General features: G+C 53.1%; 11 protein-coding genes. 5 read left to right on the top strand and 6 right to left on the bottom strand.

Going from position 1 to position 15,805, the window contains the following annotated elements; all coding sequences use genetic code 11:
* Window positions 1–64 precede the first annotated feature (64 nt).
* The 6 genes from ACN0YN_RS16185 to proC form a co-directional block, all read right to left on the bottom strand.
* Window positions 65–1,405, bottom strand: a complete 1,341-nt coding sequence (locus tag ACN0YN_RS16185) for a metal ABC transporter permease (RefSeq protein WP_417386065.1) — start codon at window positions 1,403–1,405, stop codon at window positions 65–67.
* Window positions 1,402–2,907 (bottom strand): iron chelate uptake ABC transporter family permease subunit, encoded by a 1,506-nt coding sequence (locus tag ACN0YN_RS16180; protein ID WP_417386064.1) that lies wholly within the window; start codon window positions 2,905–2,907, stop codon window positions 1,402–1,404. The genes ACN0YN_RS16185 and ACN0YN_RS16180 overlap by 4 nt, the downstream gene beginning before the upstream one ends.
* A complete protein-coding gene (locus ACN0YN_RS16175; RefSeq protein WP_417386063.1) occupies window positions 2,904–3,719 on the bottom strand; it encodes a metal ABC transporter ATP-binding protein in 816 nt (271 codons plus the stop codon). The genes ACN0YN_RS16180 and ACN0YN_RS16175 overlap by 4 nt, the downstream gene beginning before the upstream one ends.
* A gap of 74 nt (window positions 3,720–3,793) precedes the next feature.
* Window positions 3,794–4,789 carry a metal ABC transporter solute-binding protein, Zn/Mn family gene (locus ACN0YN_RS16170; protein WP_417386062.1) on the bottom strand — a complete coding sequence of 332 codons (996 nt, stop codon included), beginning with the start codon at window positions 4,787–4,789 and terminating at the stop codon, window positions 3,794–3,796.
* A 118-nt stretch (window positions 4,790–4,907) separates the two neighbouring features.
* Window positions 4,908–7,679 carry a prolyl oligopeptidase family serine peptidase gene (locus ACN0YN_RS16165; protein ID WP_417386061.1) on the bottom strand — a complete coding sequence of 924 codons (2,772 nt, stop codon included), beginning with the start codon at window positions 7,677–7,679 and terminating at the stop codon, window positions 4,908–4,910.
* Window positions 7,680–7,912: 233 nt separating this feature from the next.
* Entirely contained in the window at window positions 7,913–8,737 is an 825-nt protein-coding gene (proC, locus tag ACN0YN_RS16160; protein WP_417386060.1) for a pyrroline-5-carboxylate reductase, read from the bottom strand.
* Window positions 8,738–9,025: 288 nt separating this feature from the next.
* Between proC and ACN0YN_RS16155 the strand changes: the two genes are divergently transcribed.
* The 5 genes from ACN0YN_RS16155 (at window position 9,026) to ACN0YN_RS16135 (ending at window position 15,691) form a co-directional block, all read left to right on the top strand.
* Window positions 9,026–9,847, top strand: coding sequence for a menaquinone biosynthetic enzyme MqnA/MqnD family protein (locus ACN0YN_RS16155; RefSeq protein ID WP_417386059.1), 822 nt, complete (start codon window positions 9,026–9,028; stop codon window positions 9,845–9,847).
* A complete protein-coding gene (mqnC, locus tag ACN0YN_RS16150; RefSeq protein ID WP_417386058.1) occupies window positions 9,816–10,946 on the top strand; it encodes a cyclic dehypoxanthinyl futalosine synthase in 1,131 nt (376 codons plus the stop codon). The genes ACN0YN_RS16155 and mqnC overlap by 32 nt, the downstream gene beginning before the upstream one ends.
* 156 nt (window positions 10,947–11,102) lie before the next feature.
* Window positions 11,103–11,864 carry an ATP-binding cassette domain-containing protein gene (locus ACN0YN_RS16145; RefSeq protein WP_417386057.1) on the top strand — a complete coding sequence of 254 codons (762 nt, stop codon included), beginning with the start codon at window positions 11,103–11,105 and terminating at the stop codon, window positions 11,862–11,864.
* 38 nt (window positions 11,865–11,902) lie between these two features.
* On the top strand, window positions 11,903–14,392 hold the full coding sequence (locus ACN0YN_RS16140; protein ID WP_417386056.1) for an ABC transporter permease subunit/CPBP intramembrane protease: 2,490 nt from the start codon (window positions 11,903–11,905) through the stop codon (window positions 14,390–14,392).
* A gap of 72 nt (window positions 14,393–14,464) precedes the next feature.
* The gene (locus tag ACN0YN_RS16135) at window positions 14,465–15,691 is read left to right on the top strand and encodes an amidohydrolase family protein (protein ID WP_417386055.1); all 1,227 of its coding nucleotides are present in this window, start codon (window positions 14,465–14,467) and stop codon (window positions 15,689–15,691) included.
* Window positions 15,692–15,805: the final 114 nt, after the last annotated feature.

The following is a 15,805-nucleotide window of genomic DNA, read 5'->3' as shown; positions in this document are numbered from 1 at the left end:
GAACGATTATATGAATGCGCGCGAGTAAATACCAGAGGAGCCTGAATCTCTTAGCGAAACGGACTCAAGGTGTCTGATCTTCGGGGGGGATCGGACTGCCATGCGGGTCCTGATCGGTCTCGATGGTATCCTCATTCAGTTTTTCCCGTAACTGGCGATCGGTGAAATGTTCCAGTCGTTCGGCCTGTCTGTGAATGGTTTCTGCCGACATGCCCGCGTGCTCGACCAGGTAATGTTCCCAGAGACGATGTGAGCGAACCAGTTGACGTGCCTGATCCCGACCGGTTTCTGTCAGTCTATAATAGCCGTTTGTGCCTGTAATCTGTCCCCGGCTGGTCAGAAAACGGAGCAAGAGGCTGGTGGGCAGGGCACGGGAGAACAGGATCTCGCGCAGGTAACGTGCATCAGGTTTCCGGTCCGGGTCACGCTCTTCAATACGATACATCAAAGCGATAATATCTTCTGCGAGAATTTTCCAGGCCAGGAACTGTCGTCGAATAAAAACGATCAGAATGCCGTGCCGGGGACCAAACAGAGCTGCTAGAACAAACAGCAGACCCGCCGTCACTGCCATCATGCCGGCTGTGGAAGTGCTGCCATAACCAAACCAGTGAGGCACGGTAATGGCGCTGATGTGTCCCGTTACCGCTGCGATGATCGCCAGGATCACACTGAGAACGATCATGCGTCCCAGTTGATCGGTGAGCATGTACGCTGCAGCGGGAGGTACTACAAACATGGCCACGACCAGAATATTGCCTACCGTTTCGAAACTGGCGACAGCGGTGATCGCGACCAGTGTCATCAGGGTATAGTGAATCAGTGTGGCGTTAAATCCTGTGGTTGTCGCCAGCGCGGGATCGAATGAACTGAGTTTGAGTTCTTTCAGAAAGCAGACCACAAACAGCAGGTTGATCAACAGGACGATGGAGAGCACAACGACCACGCGGGGGATTTCCCAGCCGTTGATCAGGACTGTGTCGAGGGGAGTCAGCTCAATGGCACCGTACAGCACGCAGCCGGGGTCCAGGTCAACATGGTCGGCCGCCTGGACAATCATGACCAGACCCAGTGCGAACAGAGACGTGAAGACCACTCCCATGGAAGCGCCTTCGTCCACTTTCCCGAAGCCGCGAATCCATTCTGTGAACAGTGCTGTCAGGATACCTGCGATGACGGCTCCCACAAACATGGGCAGACTGCTGCGGCTCTCGCTGATAAAAAACGCAGCAGCGAGACCGGGGAGAATTGCATGCGTGATCGCATCCCCGAGCATGCTCATTTTTCGCAGGACCAGAAAATTCCCCAGCAGCGCGGTTGCGACAGAACACAGAATTCCGGCGACAATGATCCAGCCATCCAGATACCAGTTCCACTGGCTCAAAGCTTCTGTCAGCACGTTCATGAACCAGACCTCCGGGATTCGGGGTCTGATGAATCGGAATTGCCCGGTTTGATCTGGAGGGTATGAGGGCTTGCCAGGATTTCTGTAGACGACTGTTGAGTCAGCAATGTTTCCAGTTCGGAAATGACTTCCGGTTCCAGGACATGTTCGATGGCATCGGCGTCCCGATCGACTTTGCTGGAAGCAACGTCGGCATAAGTGATGAGATACAGTTCCCAGAGCCGATGCTCGTGAACGATTCGCGCGGCTTCGGTCAGTCCCAGGTCTGTGAAGCGAACCTGGTCCCCGTCTACTGTCTGCAGCAGGTCTTCCTGGCGGGCACGTTGAATGATATTCTGGAGTGCGGCCAGCGACCAGCTGCGCATCTGATAAAGGTCTGCGATGGGGACGGGATGTTTCGTGTCGTCTGTCAGCATGTGGTGTGCTTCCAGGTATTCATAGATGCTGCGCAGCAGGTGTTGTCGATCTACTTTTCGATTCAGCTGATAGCGTCTGAGTTTGCGGATCAAAATTCCCCGGGGAACGCCGAAAATCATACTGACCAGAAACATGCTGGTGGCGACAAGGACAATCATTGCACCGGAAGGGAGATTCGGAAAAATCGCACTCATGGCGGAACCAATCATCCCACTGAGCGCACCAAGGATCGTGGCAACGAGCGAGAGATAAAAGATCTTTTCTGTCCAGAATCGGGCGGCGGCAGGGGGAATCACCAGGAGTGAAATCATCAGAATCAAACCGACAGCCTGCAGACCGATGATGGTCACGACAACAACCAGTCCCATCAGAATCATGTCGAGCAGGACGACGGGAAAGCCACGCGAGTGGGCAAAGCCTTCATCAAAACAGAGCAGGGTGAGTTCTTTATACAGACAGATTGAAATCAGCATACAGGTCAGGCCGGCGCTACCGATCAGCCAGGCGTCGCTGGCGACCATTGATGCTGTTTTACCATAGATAAACGATTCCAGCCCCGCTGCGTGTCCGGTCTGCATCTGCTGGACGATTCCCAGTAAGGCGACTCCCGCTCCAAAAAATACGCTGAGGACGATGCCCAGCGCGGCGTCTTCTTTCAAGCGAGTCAAATTGCGAATCAGCAGAATCGATGCGATTCCCAGCAGTCCGCTGATGGCAGCGCCTGACAACAGCACAGGCAGAGTCTTGCCATTCATGCCGAATGAGGTTGCGAGAATAAATGCCAGCGCGATACCGGGCAGCGTGGCATGACTTAACGCATCTCCCATCAGAGCCCGTTTTCTGAGCAGGGCAAAACTGCCGATCATGCCGGCGGACATTCCCAGGAGTGTCGTTCCCAGAATGACAATGCGCGTGTTGTAGTCTTCCAGAAAGAAAACGCGTTTCCAGTCTTTCCACTCGGGTAGAGAAATGCTGCGGTCTGTAATGGATTTCTGTGAAGCGGGCGCGCCTGCGCTGTCGGCTGCGCATAGTGTCGTGAAAGGGCAGAGGCTCATCAGCAGGAATACCATTACGAACAGTCTCATAAAGACTGCTCCCGACGTCGCATTGTTTCGGTCGCTTCTTCGAGCAGCGTCAGTCTGCCGCCATACGTTTTCTGCAGATTTTCCGGCGTGAAAACATCCGCGGTCAAGCCGTGATCGATCACCCGCATGTTGAGCAGGATGACATAGTCAAAATATTCGGGGACGGTCTGCAGGTCATGGTGGATTACGAGTGCAGTCTTGCCGGCTTCTTTCATTTCCTGCAGAATCTGGACGATGGCTTTTTCGGTGGCTGCATCGACGGCGGCAAAAGGTTCGTCCATCAGATACAGATCGGCATTTTGGACCAGCGCGCGGGCCAGAAAGGTTCGCTGCTGCTGTCCACCTGACAGCTGGCTGATCTGGCGGCGGGCATAGTCGGCGATTCCCACGCGCTCCAGCGCTTCCATGGCGCGGGCTTTGTGTTTCTTGCGAACAGGCAGGCACCAGCCGATCTCTTTGTAGAGCCCCATAGTCACCACATCGAGGGCATCCACGGGAAAATCCCAGTCGACACTTTCCCGCTGGGGAACGTAGCCTACGCGTTGCCGGTTTTTCTGATAGGGTTTGCCGAAGATCTGAACCCGCCCGGATGCTTTAGGGATCAGATCCATAATCGCTTTGAGCAGCGTACTTTTTCCCGCGCCGTTCGGTCCGATAATGCCGATCAGCTTTCCGGGAGGGATATCAAAACTGACATCCCAGATCACCGGTTTTCGATGGTAGGCGACTGTGAGATCATAGACAGAGAGTGGTATGTCAGCAGTTGAAGCAGCATTGTGCCGATCTGATAAAGAACTCTCGCTGATATTCATAAGTTTGAAATTATTTCATTGAATGAAAGAGAAAAAAGTCTGTTGCGCTCGAGAAGTGGGTTGGCTGGATTGCGTCAGGGGGTTAGTTTGTCCTGCATGCCTTTTTCCGGGGCGGTGCCGCCAAGTGCTCTGGCAACGGTTGTGAAGTTATGGTCCAGCATCCCGATGTAACTCCCTTCATAGGTGCCGGCTTCACCCATGGCGTCTGAAAACAGTTCGCCGCCAATCACAATTTCATGGCCTTGTGCTTTAGCACCGTCGATTAATGCTGTGATGTTCTTTTTAGAAACACTGCTCTCCACAAAGACGGCTTTAACATTTTTAGAGACCAGCAGATCGACGAGTTCATTAATCCGTTTCAGGCCTGCTTCCGATTCGGTTGAGATTCCCTGGACGCCGAGCACTTCCAGACCATAGGCGCGTCCAAAGTAATTAAAGGCATCGTGTGATGTAATTAAAATGCGACTGTCTTCCGGGATGGACTTGATGGTTTTCAAACCGTATTCATGCAGGGTTGCCAGTTGCAGTTTGTATTCGTAGGCGTTTTTCTGATAGACCGCGGCATGTTTGGGATCAAACTGGCTCAAGGCATCTTTCACCGCATCAATGCAGAGCGACCAGGTTGCGACATCCATCCAGACGTGGGGGTCGTAGTGCCCGTTGAAATCGTCGGGCTCCAGCAGAGTTTTCGGATTAATCAGTTCGGTGACCGCGAAGACCGGCTTGCTCCGCGCGACCTTGACCAGGGTGTCCGCCATCTTGCCTTCCAGCATCAGGCCGGAATAGAAGACCATGTCGGAATTCATGATGGTCTGCACATCGTCCCGGCTGGCTTTGTGCATGTGCGGGTCGACGCCCGAACCCATGATTTGCGTTACGGCCACATATTCACGTCCCACATTTTTGACGAGATCTGCCACCATGCCGACCGTCGCTGCGACCGGAATCGGATAATTCGGCTGTTTCTGTGACTGCTGCTGGTCAGGAGACTTTTCGGGAACCGAATCCTGTTTCGACTGACAACCTGCCAGCAGACCCAGTATGAGACTGAAAGCGAGAAGCTTTCGCATTGATTAACTCCAGAAATTCTGGTGGGTGTAAATTAACCGCTAAATGTAGCCTTGGCTACATTTGGTTTTATTTTAGCAGAGTCCGGGGTTGTGTCAACTCCAGTGGGATGCGTTGTGCTCAGGGTTTCAGGTGGCGATCGAAGAAACCGATCACGGCAGGTCTGAGATCCTGCTGGCTGGGTTGCAGATGGAAACTGTGTGGGGCACCCTCAATAATCAGCAGTTCAGAAGGCATATTCTCTTTCTGAAGGGCTGCCTGCAGCAGTTTTGACTGTTCTACAGGAACGGTTGTATCCTTGGTTCCATGTAAGATCAGGAACGGGGGATCGTCTTTTGTGAGGTGCGAGACGGCAGAAGCCTGTCTGCTGAGTGCTTTCTCCTCATCCGTGAACGAGTCCAGCAGATCGCGTGATTTTGCCAGGGTAATCAGGTCGTGTGCGCCGTACATGGGAACGACGGCCTGAATCTTTGTTGAATAATCGGCATAGGGGCCTTTCGGATCGAGTTCGGGATCATCGCCGGTCACGGCCAGCATGGCGACCAGATGTCCTCCTGCTGATCCGCCAATCGCGCCAATGTGGTCGGTGTCAATCTGGTACTGTTTCGCATGTTTTCTTAAATAGCGGACCGCTGTTTTGCAGTCCTGCAGATTGCCAGGCCAGACCTGTCTGAGATTGTCCGTAAACCGGGAATGCTTTTTGGCAAGTTGATAGTTGATACTGGCACAGACATAGCCGGCTTTTGCCAGATTGTTTCCGATATTCAACTCGCGGCGGGCTGCCTTATCACCGCCGTGCCAGCCACCACCGTGAATGATGACCACCGCGGGATAGGGGCCACTGCGAAATTGAGGATCGGGCAGATACAGGTCCAGTTTTTCGCTGCGTCCTGCGCCGAGATAATCAACGTCTTTTTTTACCTGGACCTGAGAGAGTTCCTGTTTCACACGTTCGCTGGGATCAATAAATTTGACGTTCTCTTTTCCAGCCAGCGCGACGAGGTCTTTAATGTCGAACTGTTTCAGTAATCCAAAACAGAAGAGCTCGGGGGCCTGGTTGACAGACTGGTCCTGCTCAATCACTTCTTTCAGCGAGCCCAGTGAGCCCTGCAGTTCCACGCTGGAAAAGCTCTCGGGACTGATGGCGGCTGCAACGAGTGTGAACAGGCTGCTGCGAGGGCCGGTAGACTGGATTTTGACGGATGTCTGTTTTTTCTGTTCGCGCAACCAGTGTGCAATCGATGTTAACTGGCTGGCCTGGATAGCCAGTGGCCGTTCTCCGACAGCGGCGACCAGCAGACCATACAGAAAGTCGCGCTGGCTGATTTTTGATTCACCGAAGTAGAAGGGGTCTACCGCCAGAACGGTTTCACCCTGTGCCAGCAGTTTCTGAACCTGCTCGGTCATGTCTTTACGACCTGCGTCAGCCACGAGGATCGTTGTGGACTCAGAAGGACCATTGGAGAATTCGACTGCGGGCACAGTCCAGTTTTGATCGATCTTGAGTTTCCAGAAGCTGACAGTTGTTTTGCCGGTTGTTGCCTGACTGGTTTGTGTGGCATCAACTGGCGTCTCTGCGGGTTTGAAGTGCACGATCTTTTTCAGAGCCGCCCGCTGTTTCTCAGGAGAGGCTTTCGTACGTCGCGGTAGACTCCGGCTGAGCTTGAGCGCCAGCGTGTGGAAGTCGGCGTTGTCTTCGGGTAACTCGACTTTGAGTTCCTCTGCGGTTTTGAGTTCGGCGTTACATTCCATTTCTTTTACCGGCAGCGGTTTTCCCGGTTCGGAAAAGTGAGCCGATAGCATGCGGTACAGGGCCTCGCGATTGTCTTTCAGAAAATTGTGATCGCCGGGATCATCGTTGACGTGTTTCTGCAGATTATTTTCTTTTTCGTAGAGTTTAAAGATCGGGAAAGCGGCCTTTAACAGTGGTGGCTGTGCATAGCCGGATTCAAAACAGCAGTTATCTTTGGAATTGTTGGTGAGCAGGGTGGGGCGGGGTGCCCGCATGGCTGTTAAATGGGTGTAGTCAGCATAGACGGCCAGATCGTTGGGGGTCTGTTCGGAGTCTCCCAGGTCTTTGGTGTGATAAACGCGCGTCAGGAAGCTGGAATAGCCGGCCACCGGGTTGGACAGAGTCACCCGTTCGTCGAGCGAACTGATGAAGATAGTCTGCCAGCCACCACCGGAAAGTCCGGCGACCGCAACCCGCTGGGGATCGGCATGGGGATGCGATAAGAGGACATCGAGGCCGCGTTTCATTGACAGGTAAAAGGGAGCCAGTCCGCTGGTGCCACACAGGTCTAGTTGGTTCATCTTGTAATGTGTGAAACCGGGAACGTTCAGCTGGCCCATGCCCAGCCATTCGATGTTGAGTGCCAGCATGCCCCGCTTTGCCTGGTTGATGCAGCGGACCTGTTTGTAGTCGGCTGCTTTCCCGTTGCGATCGTGACCATTCACGTTCATGACGACAGGAACTTTGCCTGTCAGGTTGTTGGGAATATACAACAGCGCGGGCACCCACAGGCCGGGCAACGCTTCAAAGCGTAATTTCTGGATTTTGTATTCGGGGCCCCCTTCGATGGTTTCCAGCCAGACGACTTTCAATGGGGAGTCCCGCCATTTTGCTGCTTCTCCGCGATAGACCACTTTATTCAAAACGTTGCTGCGGACCTGTGAGATGTATTTTTCCCATTCCTCAACAGAGCTGATGTCAGGCATACCGGGAACACGCGGAGCAATGAAGGCCTGCACTTCTTTCCAGGGAAGATCTTTCTCCAGGATCGGCTGAGATAAAAGACTCTTCAAATCGGGTTCTGCTGCCTGTGATGTGGTGGGACTGATCAATAACAGGCAGGAGAGTAACAGGGTGGCACGAACAGACTGGGTCAGCATGGTTGTATCTCCCGGTGGATGCAGGCGGGGTGATTCGAGGCGTTGATTCGGGTGTTGTCAGGTCCTCTGGGATTAATCATCAAACGAAAGTTCTGGCGAACTGCCGGAACAAGTTCACTGAAACTGTGCAGGGACCTCTCTTTATTTTGAGAGATGGACTCAGTCAGCACAAGCGGGTTAAATCAATTAAAGATCGTCTGGTCACAAAAAACGCGGACGTGTATTCAGGGACTTTATTTGCCTTTACCGAGTTCCATGGAGCGATTTGTGGCGGCGCTGACGGCGTTCATCAGACTGTTTCTCAGGCCGCCTGCTTCCAGCGCATGGATCCCGGCGATCGTCGTTCCCCCCGGGCTGGTGACGGCGTCTTTGAGTGTGCCTGGGTGTTCGCCTGTCTGCAGGACCATCTCTGCGGCCCCTTTGACGGTCTGGGCTGCGAGTTGCGTGGCGATATGTCGTGGCAGGCCGACGCGGACGCCGCCATCACTGAGGGCTTCGATGACCTGGTAGATATAGGCAGGGCCGCTGCCTGACAGTCCGGTGACGGCGTCAAGTTGAGACTCGGGGACTTCGAACGCGATGCCTACGGTGGAGAGTAACGACTCCACCAGCTGCGCATCTTCTGTCGATGCCTGTCCGCCACGCGCGAAAGCCGAGGCTCCCTGTTTAACCAGACAGGGAGTGTTGGGCATCACGCGGATCATGCGAGTGAATTCTCCCAGAGTGTCCAGGAAGAGTGACAGCGGGCAGCCGGCGGCGATGGAGATCAGGAGATGCTGGCTGGTCACCGAGGATTTGATTTCGTGCAGGACGTCGGGAATCTGCTGTGGTTTGACCGAGAGAATGATGATCTCTGACTGTTCCATGACCTGCTGATTCGATTCTACAGAGCGTGCGCCGGTCTCCTGGACGAACTTTTCCCGGGCGGCTGCATAGGTGTCGCTGGCGCAGACATGGTCTTTTGTTGTGAATCCGGATGAAATCAATCCGCCTGCGAGAGCGGTTGCCATACGACCAGCTCCGATAAAGCCAACCTGAGAGAGGCTCTGTTCTGTCATGCTAATGCTGCTTTCTGCTGCCTGTAGTTGTGGAAATCATCTGCAGAAGGACGCCAAATTTGGTCTGTCCTTGAATTTTCAAGTGGATATTCGCTGATTGAGGGGGCATAAACTGCTAGAATAAGATAATGTATGCCAAGTTACTTACGGAATTGTAACACCTACAGTCAGAATGTGCACCAGAGTACGTTCTCTGGATGAATTACCATAGTGTGAGCTGATTGCGAGATGAAGATTGCTGGCTATAATAAGTTGGACAAACCAACCGGAAATGAAAGCCAAACGATAATGTCTGACTTGATTCCACCCCCGATTCGTGTGGGGGCGGTCTCCTATCTCAACTCGAAGCCCTTGATTGAAGATCTGGAAGAGCTCGCCGATAATGCTGAACTGATGTTGGATTATCCCAGCCTGCTGGCAGATGATCTGGCGGCCGGGCGGATTGACGTGGGATTAATCCCTTCGATTGAAGTGATCCGGAGTTCCGAATACGAAATCATTTCCAATGCCTGTGTCGCAACGCAGGGACCGGTCTTGAGTGTCAAGATGTATAGCAGGGTTCCTCTGGGGCAAATCAAAAGACTTGCGCTGGATATGGGATCACGGACGAGCGCGACCCTGGTTCGCATCATGCTGGCAGAACAGTATGGCGTTTATCCGGAAGTGGAGCCGTTGCCTCTCGACAAGACCATCGAGTCCAGTACGGCGGATGCGATCTTACTGATTGGCGATCGTGCGATCCACACGCCGGAATCCAGCTTTGCAGCGACATGGGATCTGGGAGAAGAGTGGTTACGGTGGACGGGGCTCCCGTTTGTGTTTGCGATGTGGGCAGTGCGACGCGATCAGGAAACCGGTTCGCTGGAAACTGCGCTGTGTCAGGCACGCGATAAAGGTGTGACGCTGCTGGACGAGATTGCCCGCCGGGAAGCGCCGAAGCTGGGCATTGACGAATCGCTTGCTGAAAGCTATCTGAAGAATAATTTGAGTTTTTATCTGGGACCCGCAGAGTGTTGCGGGTTACGACTGTTTCAAGAATTAGCCATAAAAACGGGACTAGCGCCCGAGGGGGTTCCTCTTGTCTTCCGAAATTGCATCTCTGCTGGATAAAGCTGTTGCCGGCGAACGTCTGAATCGAGAAGAGGGACTCAAACTGATGGAGTCTCACGATCTGGTCGCGCTGGGCAAGGCAGCCAACGAAGTCACGAAGCGACTGCACCCCGAGCCTTACCGGACCTACAACATCGACCGGAATATCAACTATTCGAATTCCTGTTCGGCGGTCTGTGATTTTTGCGCCTTCTATCGTAATCCCAAGTCTCCGGAAGTCTACGTGCTCAAACCCGAGCAGCTGTATGAAAAGATTGAAGAGACGATCGAACTGGGCGGCGATCAGATCCTGCTGCAGGGGGGCCTGCATCCGACGCTGAAGCTGGAATGGTATGAAGATCTGCTGCGGGATCTGCGCGAACGTTATCCGACGGTGAACGTGCACGGCTTCAGTCCTCCTGAAATTCATCACTTCACGAAAGTCAATAAGCTCTCTTTGCGCGAAGTGCTCGTACGCCTCAAAGACGCTGGTCTGGGAAGTCTGCCTGGTGGAGGGGGTGAAATTCTCGTCGATCGGGTTCGTAAAGAGATCACGCGCGGCAAAGCGCTGACCGATGAGTGGCTGGAAGTGAATCGCGTCTGGCATGAACTGGGGGGCATTTCGAGCGCCACGATGATGTTCGGTCATATCGAAACACTGGCAGAACGGATCGAGCATCTGGATCGATTGCGGGAACTGCAGGACGAAACGCATGGCTTTTCGGCATTCATCTGCTGGACTCTGCAACCGGAACACACGGACATGGATTATGTTCCGCCCGCGGGAGCATTTGAATATCTCAAGACGCAGGCGGTGAGCCGACTGTACCTGGATAACTTCCAGAACATTCAGTCTTCCTGGGTGACTCAAGGCGAAAAGACGGGACAGATGGCACTCTTTTTTGGTGCGAATGACATGGGCAGTCTGATGATCGAGGAAAACGTGGTCTCTCAGGCGGGGACGACTCATCATCTGACAGTTGAGACAATTCGCCGCTGTATTACGGAATCGGGATACATTCCCAGGCAGCGGAATGTCTTTTATGACTATATCGATGATCCTGATTCCAGCGGTCCTGCCAAAGGAGCAGGTCACGTTCCTCTCCCTGTGCTCAACTGACAGAAAATTGATCATACAATCAGCTTAGAGCAGCCGATCCGCGGTGATAGGCTATGCTTACCTGTAATAATAACGTATAAGTAGGCCTCTCTCATCAGTTGATTGGTGCGATGCTGATCGTCTGAATAACGCGGGCATTGGGGATATTGGACGGATATGATTCACGTCGAAGGTCTGAGCAAAAGTTTCGATGATTTGCGTCGTGGCAGTATAGTCGCGCTCGACTCAGTGAGCTTTGAAGTTCAGGCGGGAGAAATCTTCGGCTTACTCGGGCCCAATGGAGCTGGCAAGACGACCTGTCTGCGCATGCTGAGTACAGTCCTGAAGCCGACAGGCGGTTCGGCGACTGTTGCCGGCTTCGATGTCGCAACCCATCCTCAGGAGGTACGAAGCCAGATTGGTTTCATGTCCTGCAATACCGGTATCTATGATCGAATGACTGCCTGGGAAATGGTGGAATATTTTGGTCGACTCTATGGCATCGAAGAGCAGGAGTTGCAGCAGAGACTGGATCGTATTTTTACAACGCTGCAGATGCAGGATATCAGAGACATGCTCGGTTCGAAAATGTCGACCGGCATGAAGCAGAAGGTCTCCATTGCACGCACCATCATTCACGATCCCCCCGTCTTGATCTTTGATGAACCTACAACGGGACTTGATGTTCTGGTGGCACGCGCTGTATTGAAAACGATTGAAGCGCTGCGTGAAGAAGGCAAGTGCATTATTTTTTCGACTCATATCATGCGGGAAGTCGAAAAATTATGCGATCGCGTCGCGGTGATTTACAAAGGGAAAATTCTGGCGATCGGTAGTATCCCGGAACTGGAAGAACAATATCACGAGTCGGATATGGAAGAGTTGTTCTTCAGTTTAATCCAACAGCATGAAGACCAGCTGGCGATGAAGGCTCAATAATTCAGATGATACAGTGGAAGAACATCAGGCTGATCTTAATGCGTGAATTGCGCGACCAGATGCGCGACCGCCGCACCCTGTTTATGGTGGCAATTCTTCCGTTGCTGCTTTACCCGGCAATGGGGATCGGCATGGTGCAGATGACCGTGTTGTTCTCGGAGCAGCCTCGGAATGTCGTGCTGCTCGGGGCGAAAGATCTGCCTCAGCATCCGCAGTTGCTGGATGGGGACCGATTTGTTTCCAACTGGTTTATGAATCCCACCGACGCGGAAAAATTGCGGGTGATTACCGATGCACAGGTTGCCGATGAAAATCTGCCCGACCTGGATAAAGAAGAGCGGGAAAAACTGCTGGAGCAGGCCCGGAAACTGGAAGTGGATCTGAAACTGCATCAACAGCTGCTGGACAACTGGGATCAGTTGCAGGTGAGATTAACTGAATTCGAGACGAAGATAGATCAATATCAGAAACAGAATCAAAAAAAATCGACTGAGGGCGGCCCAAAGTCAGAAGAAAAGCAGCAGCTGATTCAGGAGCAGAAACAACTCGATGCCGAGAAGAGCGAGCTGGCTGAACAGATTACCCTGAGCAACGCACGCCTGAGTAAGCAGTTTGCCGAGAGCCAGATTCAGGTTTTAATCCTGTTCCCGCCGAATCTCTCCAAAGAACTGGAACTGGTCAGCGAGAAACTGGCGCGGCACGAACTGATCGAATTTGATCCGGCCGTCTCTTTAAGACCACTGGTGCTGGAAAATACCGCAGATGAGAAATCGCGACTGGCATTCACTCGCGTTCAGGAAGTGCTCGAAGCCTGGGAAAATGCAATTCTGCGAGACCGTTTGAGCCGTGCCCGGTTACCGGAAACTCTGCCGAATCCGATCAATCCGGATGTGATCGACCTGGCACAGGATGATCAGCTGGCTGCGAACCTGTGGAGCAAGTTGTTTCCGGCATTGTTGATTATCATGGCAGCGACCGGTGCTTTTTATCCGGCGATCGACCTGGGGGCTGGTGAAAAAGAGCGCGGTACGATGGAGACGCTGCTGATTTCACCCGCGCGACGAACAGAGATCGTGCTGGGTAAATTCCTGACAGTAATGATCTTCAGTGTGTCCACGGCATTATTGAACCTGGCGAGCATGGGTTTCACCGGCAAGCATATGGTGAATGTGGCCGGAAGTGGTGCGTTATCGAAGATCGGTGATCTGTCATTTCCTTCGGCTTCTGCACTGTTCTGGATTGTGATTCTGCTGATTCCGCTCTCGGCGTTATTCAGTGCCTTGTGTCTGTCACTGGCGACCTTTGCCCGCAGTAGTAAAGAGGGACAATATTATTTAACACCGCTGTTAATGGTGACGCTGGGCTTAACCGTATTTTGCCTGTCTCCTGCTGTGGAGATCAATGCGTTTTACAGCATGATGCCGATCGTGGGAGTGGCGCTCCTGCTGAAAGGGATGCTGCTCTCTGCGGTGAATGCGGGGGCTTTGTATGTGTATGCGATTCCGGTGCTGGTATCGAGCATCGGATACAGTCTGCTGGCACTCTGGTGGGCCATCGATCAGTTCCAGCGGGAAGACGTGCTCTTCCGCGAAGCAGAGCGGTTTGAAGTCGGTTTGTGGCTGAAGCATCTGATGCGGACTAAAGATGTGTTACCCAGTTTTGCAGAGGCAGGCTTCTGTTTCGTGATCATCATGTTGCTGCAGTTTGCGGTGATGAATTCGATGCGGGATGCGATTCTGACTGCACCGGAATCAATGCGAGCAGTGCGGAGCATGCAGTTGCTGATGATCCAGCAGCTGGCAATCATTGCGACACCGGCGTTGATCATGGGGATCATGCTGACGACCAGTGTGCGGAAGACGTTTCGTCTCTTTTTACCCAGCTGGGGTTTCTGGGGCGTGGGACTTCTGTTGCCTTTCATGCTGCATCCGTTGTCGCTGGAGTTGTCTGCAAGTCTGCAGTGGTTCTTTCCGAAATTGCCAGCGGGGGCCGCGGCAATCATCAAGGAAATGTCTGACCCCAATCAGTCTTTGTGGTTGATTCTGCTGGCCTTTGCGGTCGCACCGGGGATCTGCGAAGAAATCGCTTTCCGTGGATTTATGCTGAGCGGGTTTGGTCGCCGGGGTCGGGTCTGGCTCGCTGTGATTCTCTCCAGTGTCACGTTTGGCGTGATGCACCAGATTCCACAACAGGTGTTTAATGCGACCCTGATGGGGCTGGCTCTGGGGCTGATCGCGGTGCATAGTCGAAGTCTGTTTCCGGGAATCCTGTTTCACTTTATCTATAACTCCCTTTCGATCTTCCGTGGACGGGTGCCTGAAACATGGGTTCCCGAAAATGGCCTGCAGCATTTCGTCACAATGGGACCAGACGGGTTACGGTATTCCTGGCCTTTGCTGCTGATTTGCGGCGTGACAGCATTCGTACTGCTGCGATGGGTGATCCTTCAGTCTCGACCTGCTCCCGGTGAGCCGATGGAGTCGTTGACAGAGTCTTCTTATGATCGCAGGCTTACTGATTCCAAATGAGCTTTGATCTGATATAATTTACGCCAGATGTGATTTCACCTGCCAGCAACGTTTATGAGATGAAGTGATATTTTGGAACGTCAGATTTTAGCAGCCCGCTGGGTATTCCCTGTGGAAGGACCTCCGCTGGAAGGGGCTGTGGTAGAAATAGAAGGTTCCCGGATTGCCGCCGTGTATCAGGGGGAACATCCTCGCGCGGTCGACCTGGGGAATGCTGCGTTGATTCCCGGGCTGGTGAATGCACACACCCATCTGGAATTCAGTCAGCTGGAACAGCCTCTGGGACCGGCAAAGCCATTTACCGAGTGGATTCGATCGATCATGAAGTCGCGATTCACCTGTACTGTCCCGGCAGATCAGCGAATCCGACAGGGAATCGAAGAGAGCTTGAATTCCGGGACAACCTGTCTGGGTGAAATTGCCACCAGCTCTGAGAGCCTGCAGCTCTTATCAGTCGATGAACGCAAGCCGTCCGCAGTGGTTTTCCGCGAGTGCCTGGGGTTCACTCCAGATCGGATCGCAGAACAGCAACAGACTGCCGCTGATTTCCTGCAGTTGGGGACCGACCTGGAGTTGAATCGTGAGGTGGGTCTGGGCTTAAGCCCGCATGCGCCCTACAGTGTGAATCCCGATTTGTATCTGAATCTGGTCCAGCAGGCACGTGATCAGGGGGTGCCCGCCGCCGTCCATCTGGCGGAGACCGAGGAAGAGCTGGAGTTTCTAAGTCAAAAGTCGGGACCCTTTGTGGATCTGTTGTCCGAGCTGGGACTGTGGGATCCGCAAATATTGCGCGACGGGATGCGGTTGTATGATTACCTTGTCCCGCTGGCAGAACTCACTTCTGCACTCGCCGTGCATGGAAATTATTTTGGTGAAGCCGAAATAGAATTTCTGAAGCAGGCACCACAGATCTCCGTCGTTTACTGTCCGCGCACTCATCATTATTTTGGGCATCGTTTACATCCCTGGTTGACCCTGATCAGTCAGGGTATCAATGTGGCTCTGGGGACAGACAGCCGGGCTTCCAATCCCGATCTCAGTCTCTGGAAAGAGCTGCTGTTTCTGCGGGAAACTTTTCCTGACGTCGCAACCGATTTAATCCTGGAATGTGGCACTTTAGCGGGCGCCCGTGCACTGGAACGGTCGGATGAACTCGGATCGCTGTCTGAAGGGAAACGGGCGGATCTGGCTCTCATCTGTCTGCCCGATGATGCTGTGACAGATTCAGGCAGTGATCTTTTGTTGAATTCCCGGTCTTATGTTGCCAGAGTCATGTTGAATGGCGTCTGGATCAATTGATTTCGGGGGAAATCACGTTACCCTATTATCACCAGTCCGCGCATTTTGATTCTTCTCAGTTCGGTGATGCGCCAAATCGGATCTGAAGTTTCACTGTTGAGGGTGAAAATCTCA

It is taken from the genome of Gimesia sp. (assembly GCF_048260065.1).
Classification (GTDB): domain Bacteria; phylum Planctomycetota; class Planctomycetia; order Planctomycetales; family Planctomycetaceae; genus Gimesia.
The sequence above is the reverse complement of the archived record's forward strand: the minus strand, read 5'-3'. Positions and strand labels throughout refer to the sequence as shown.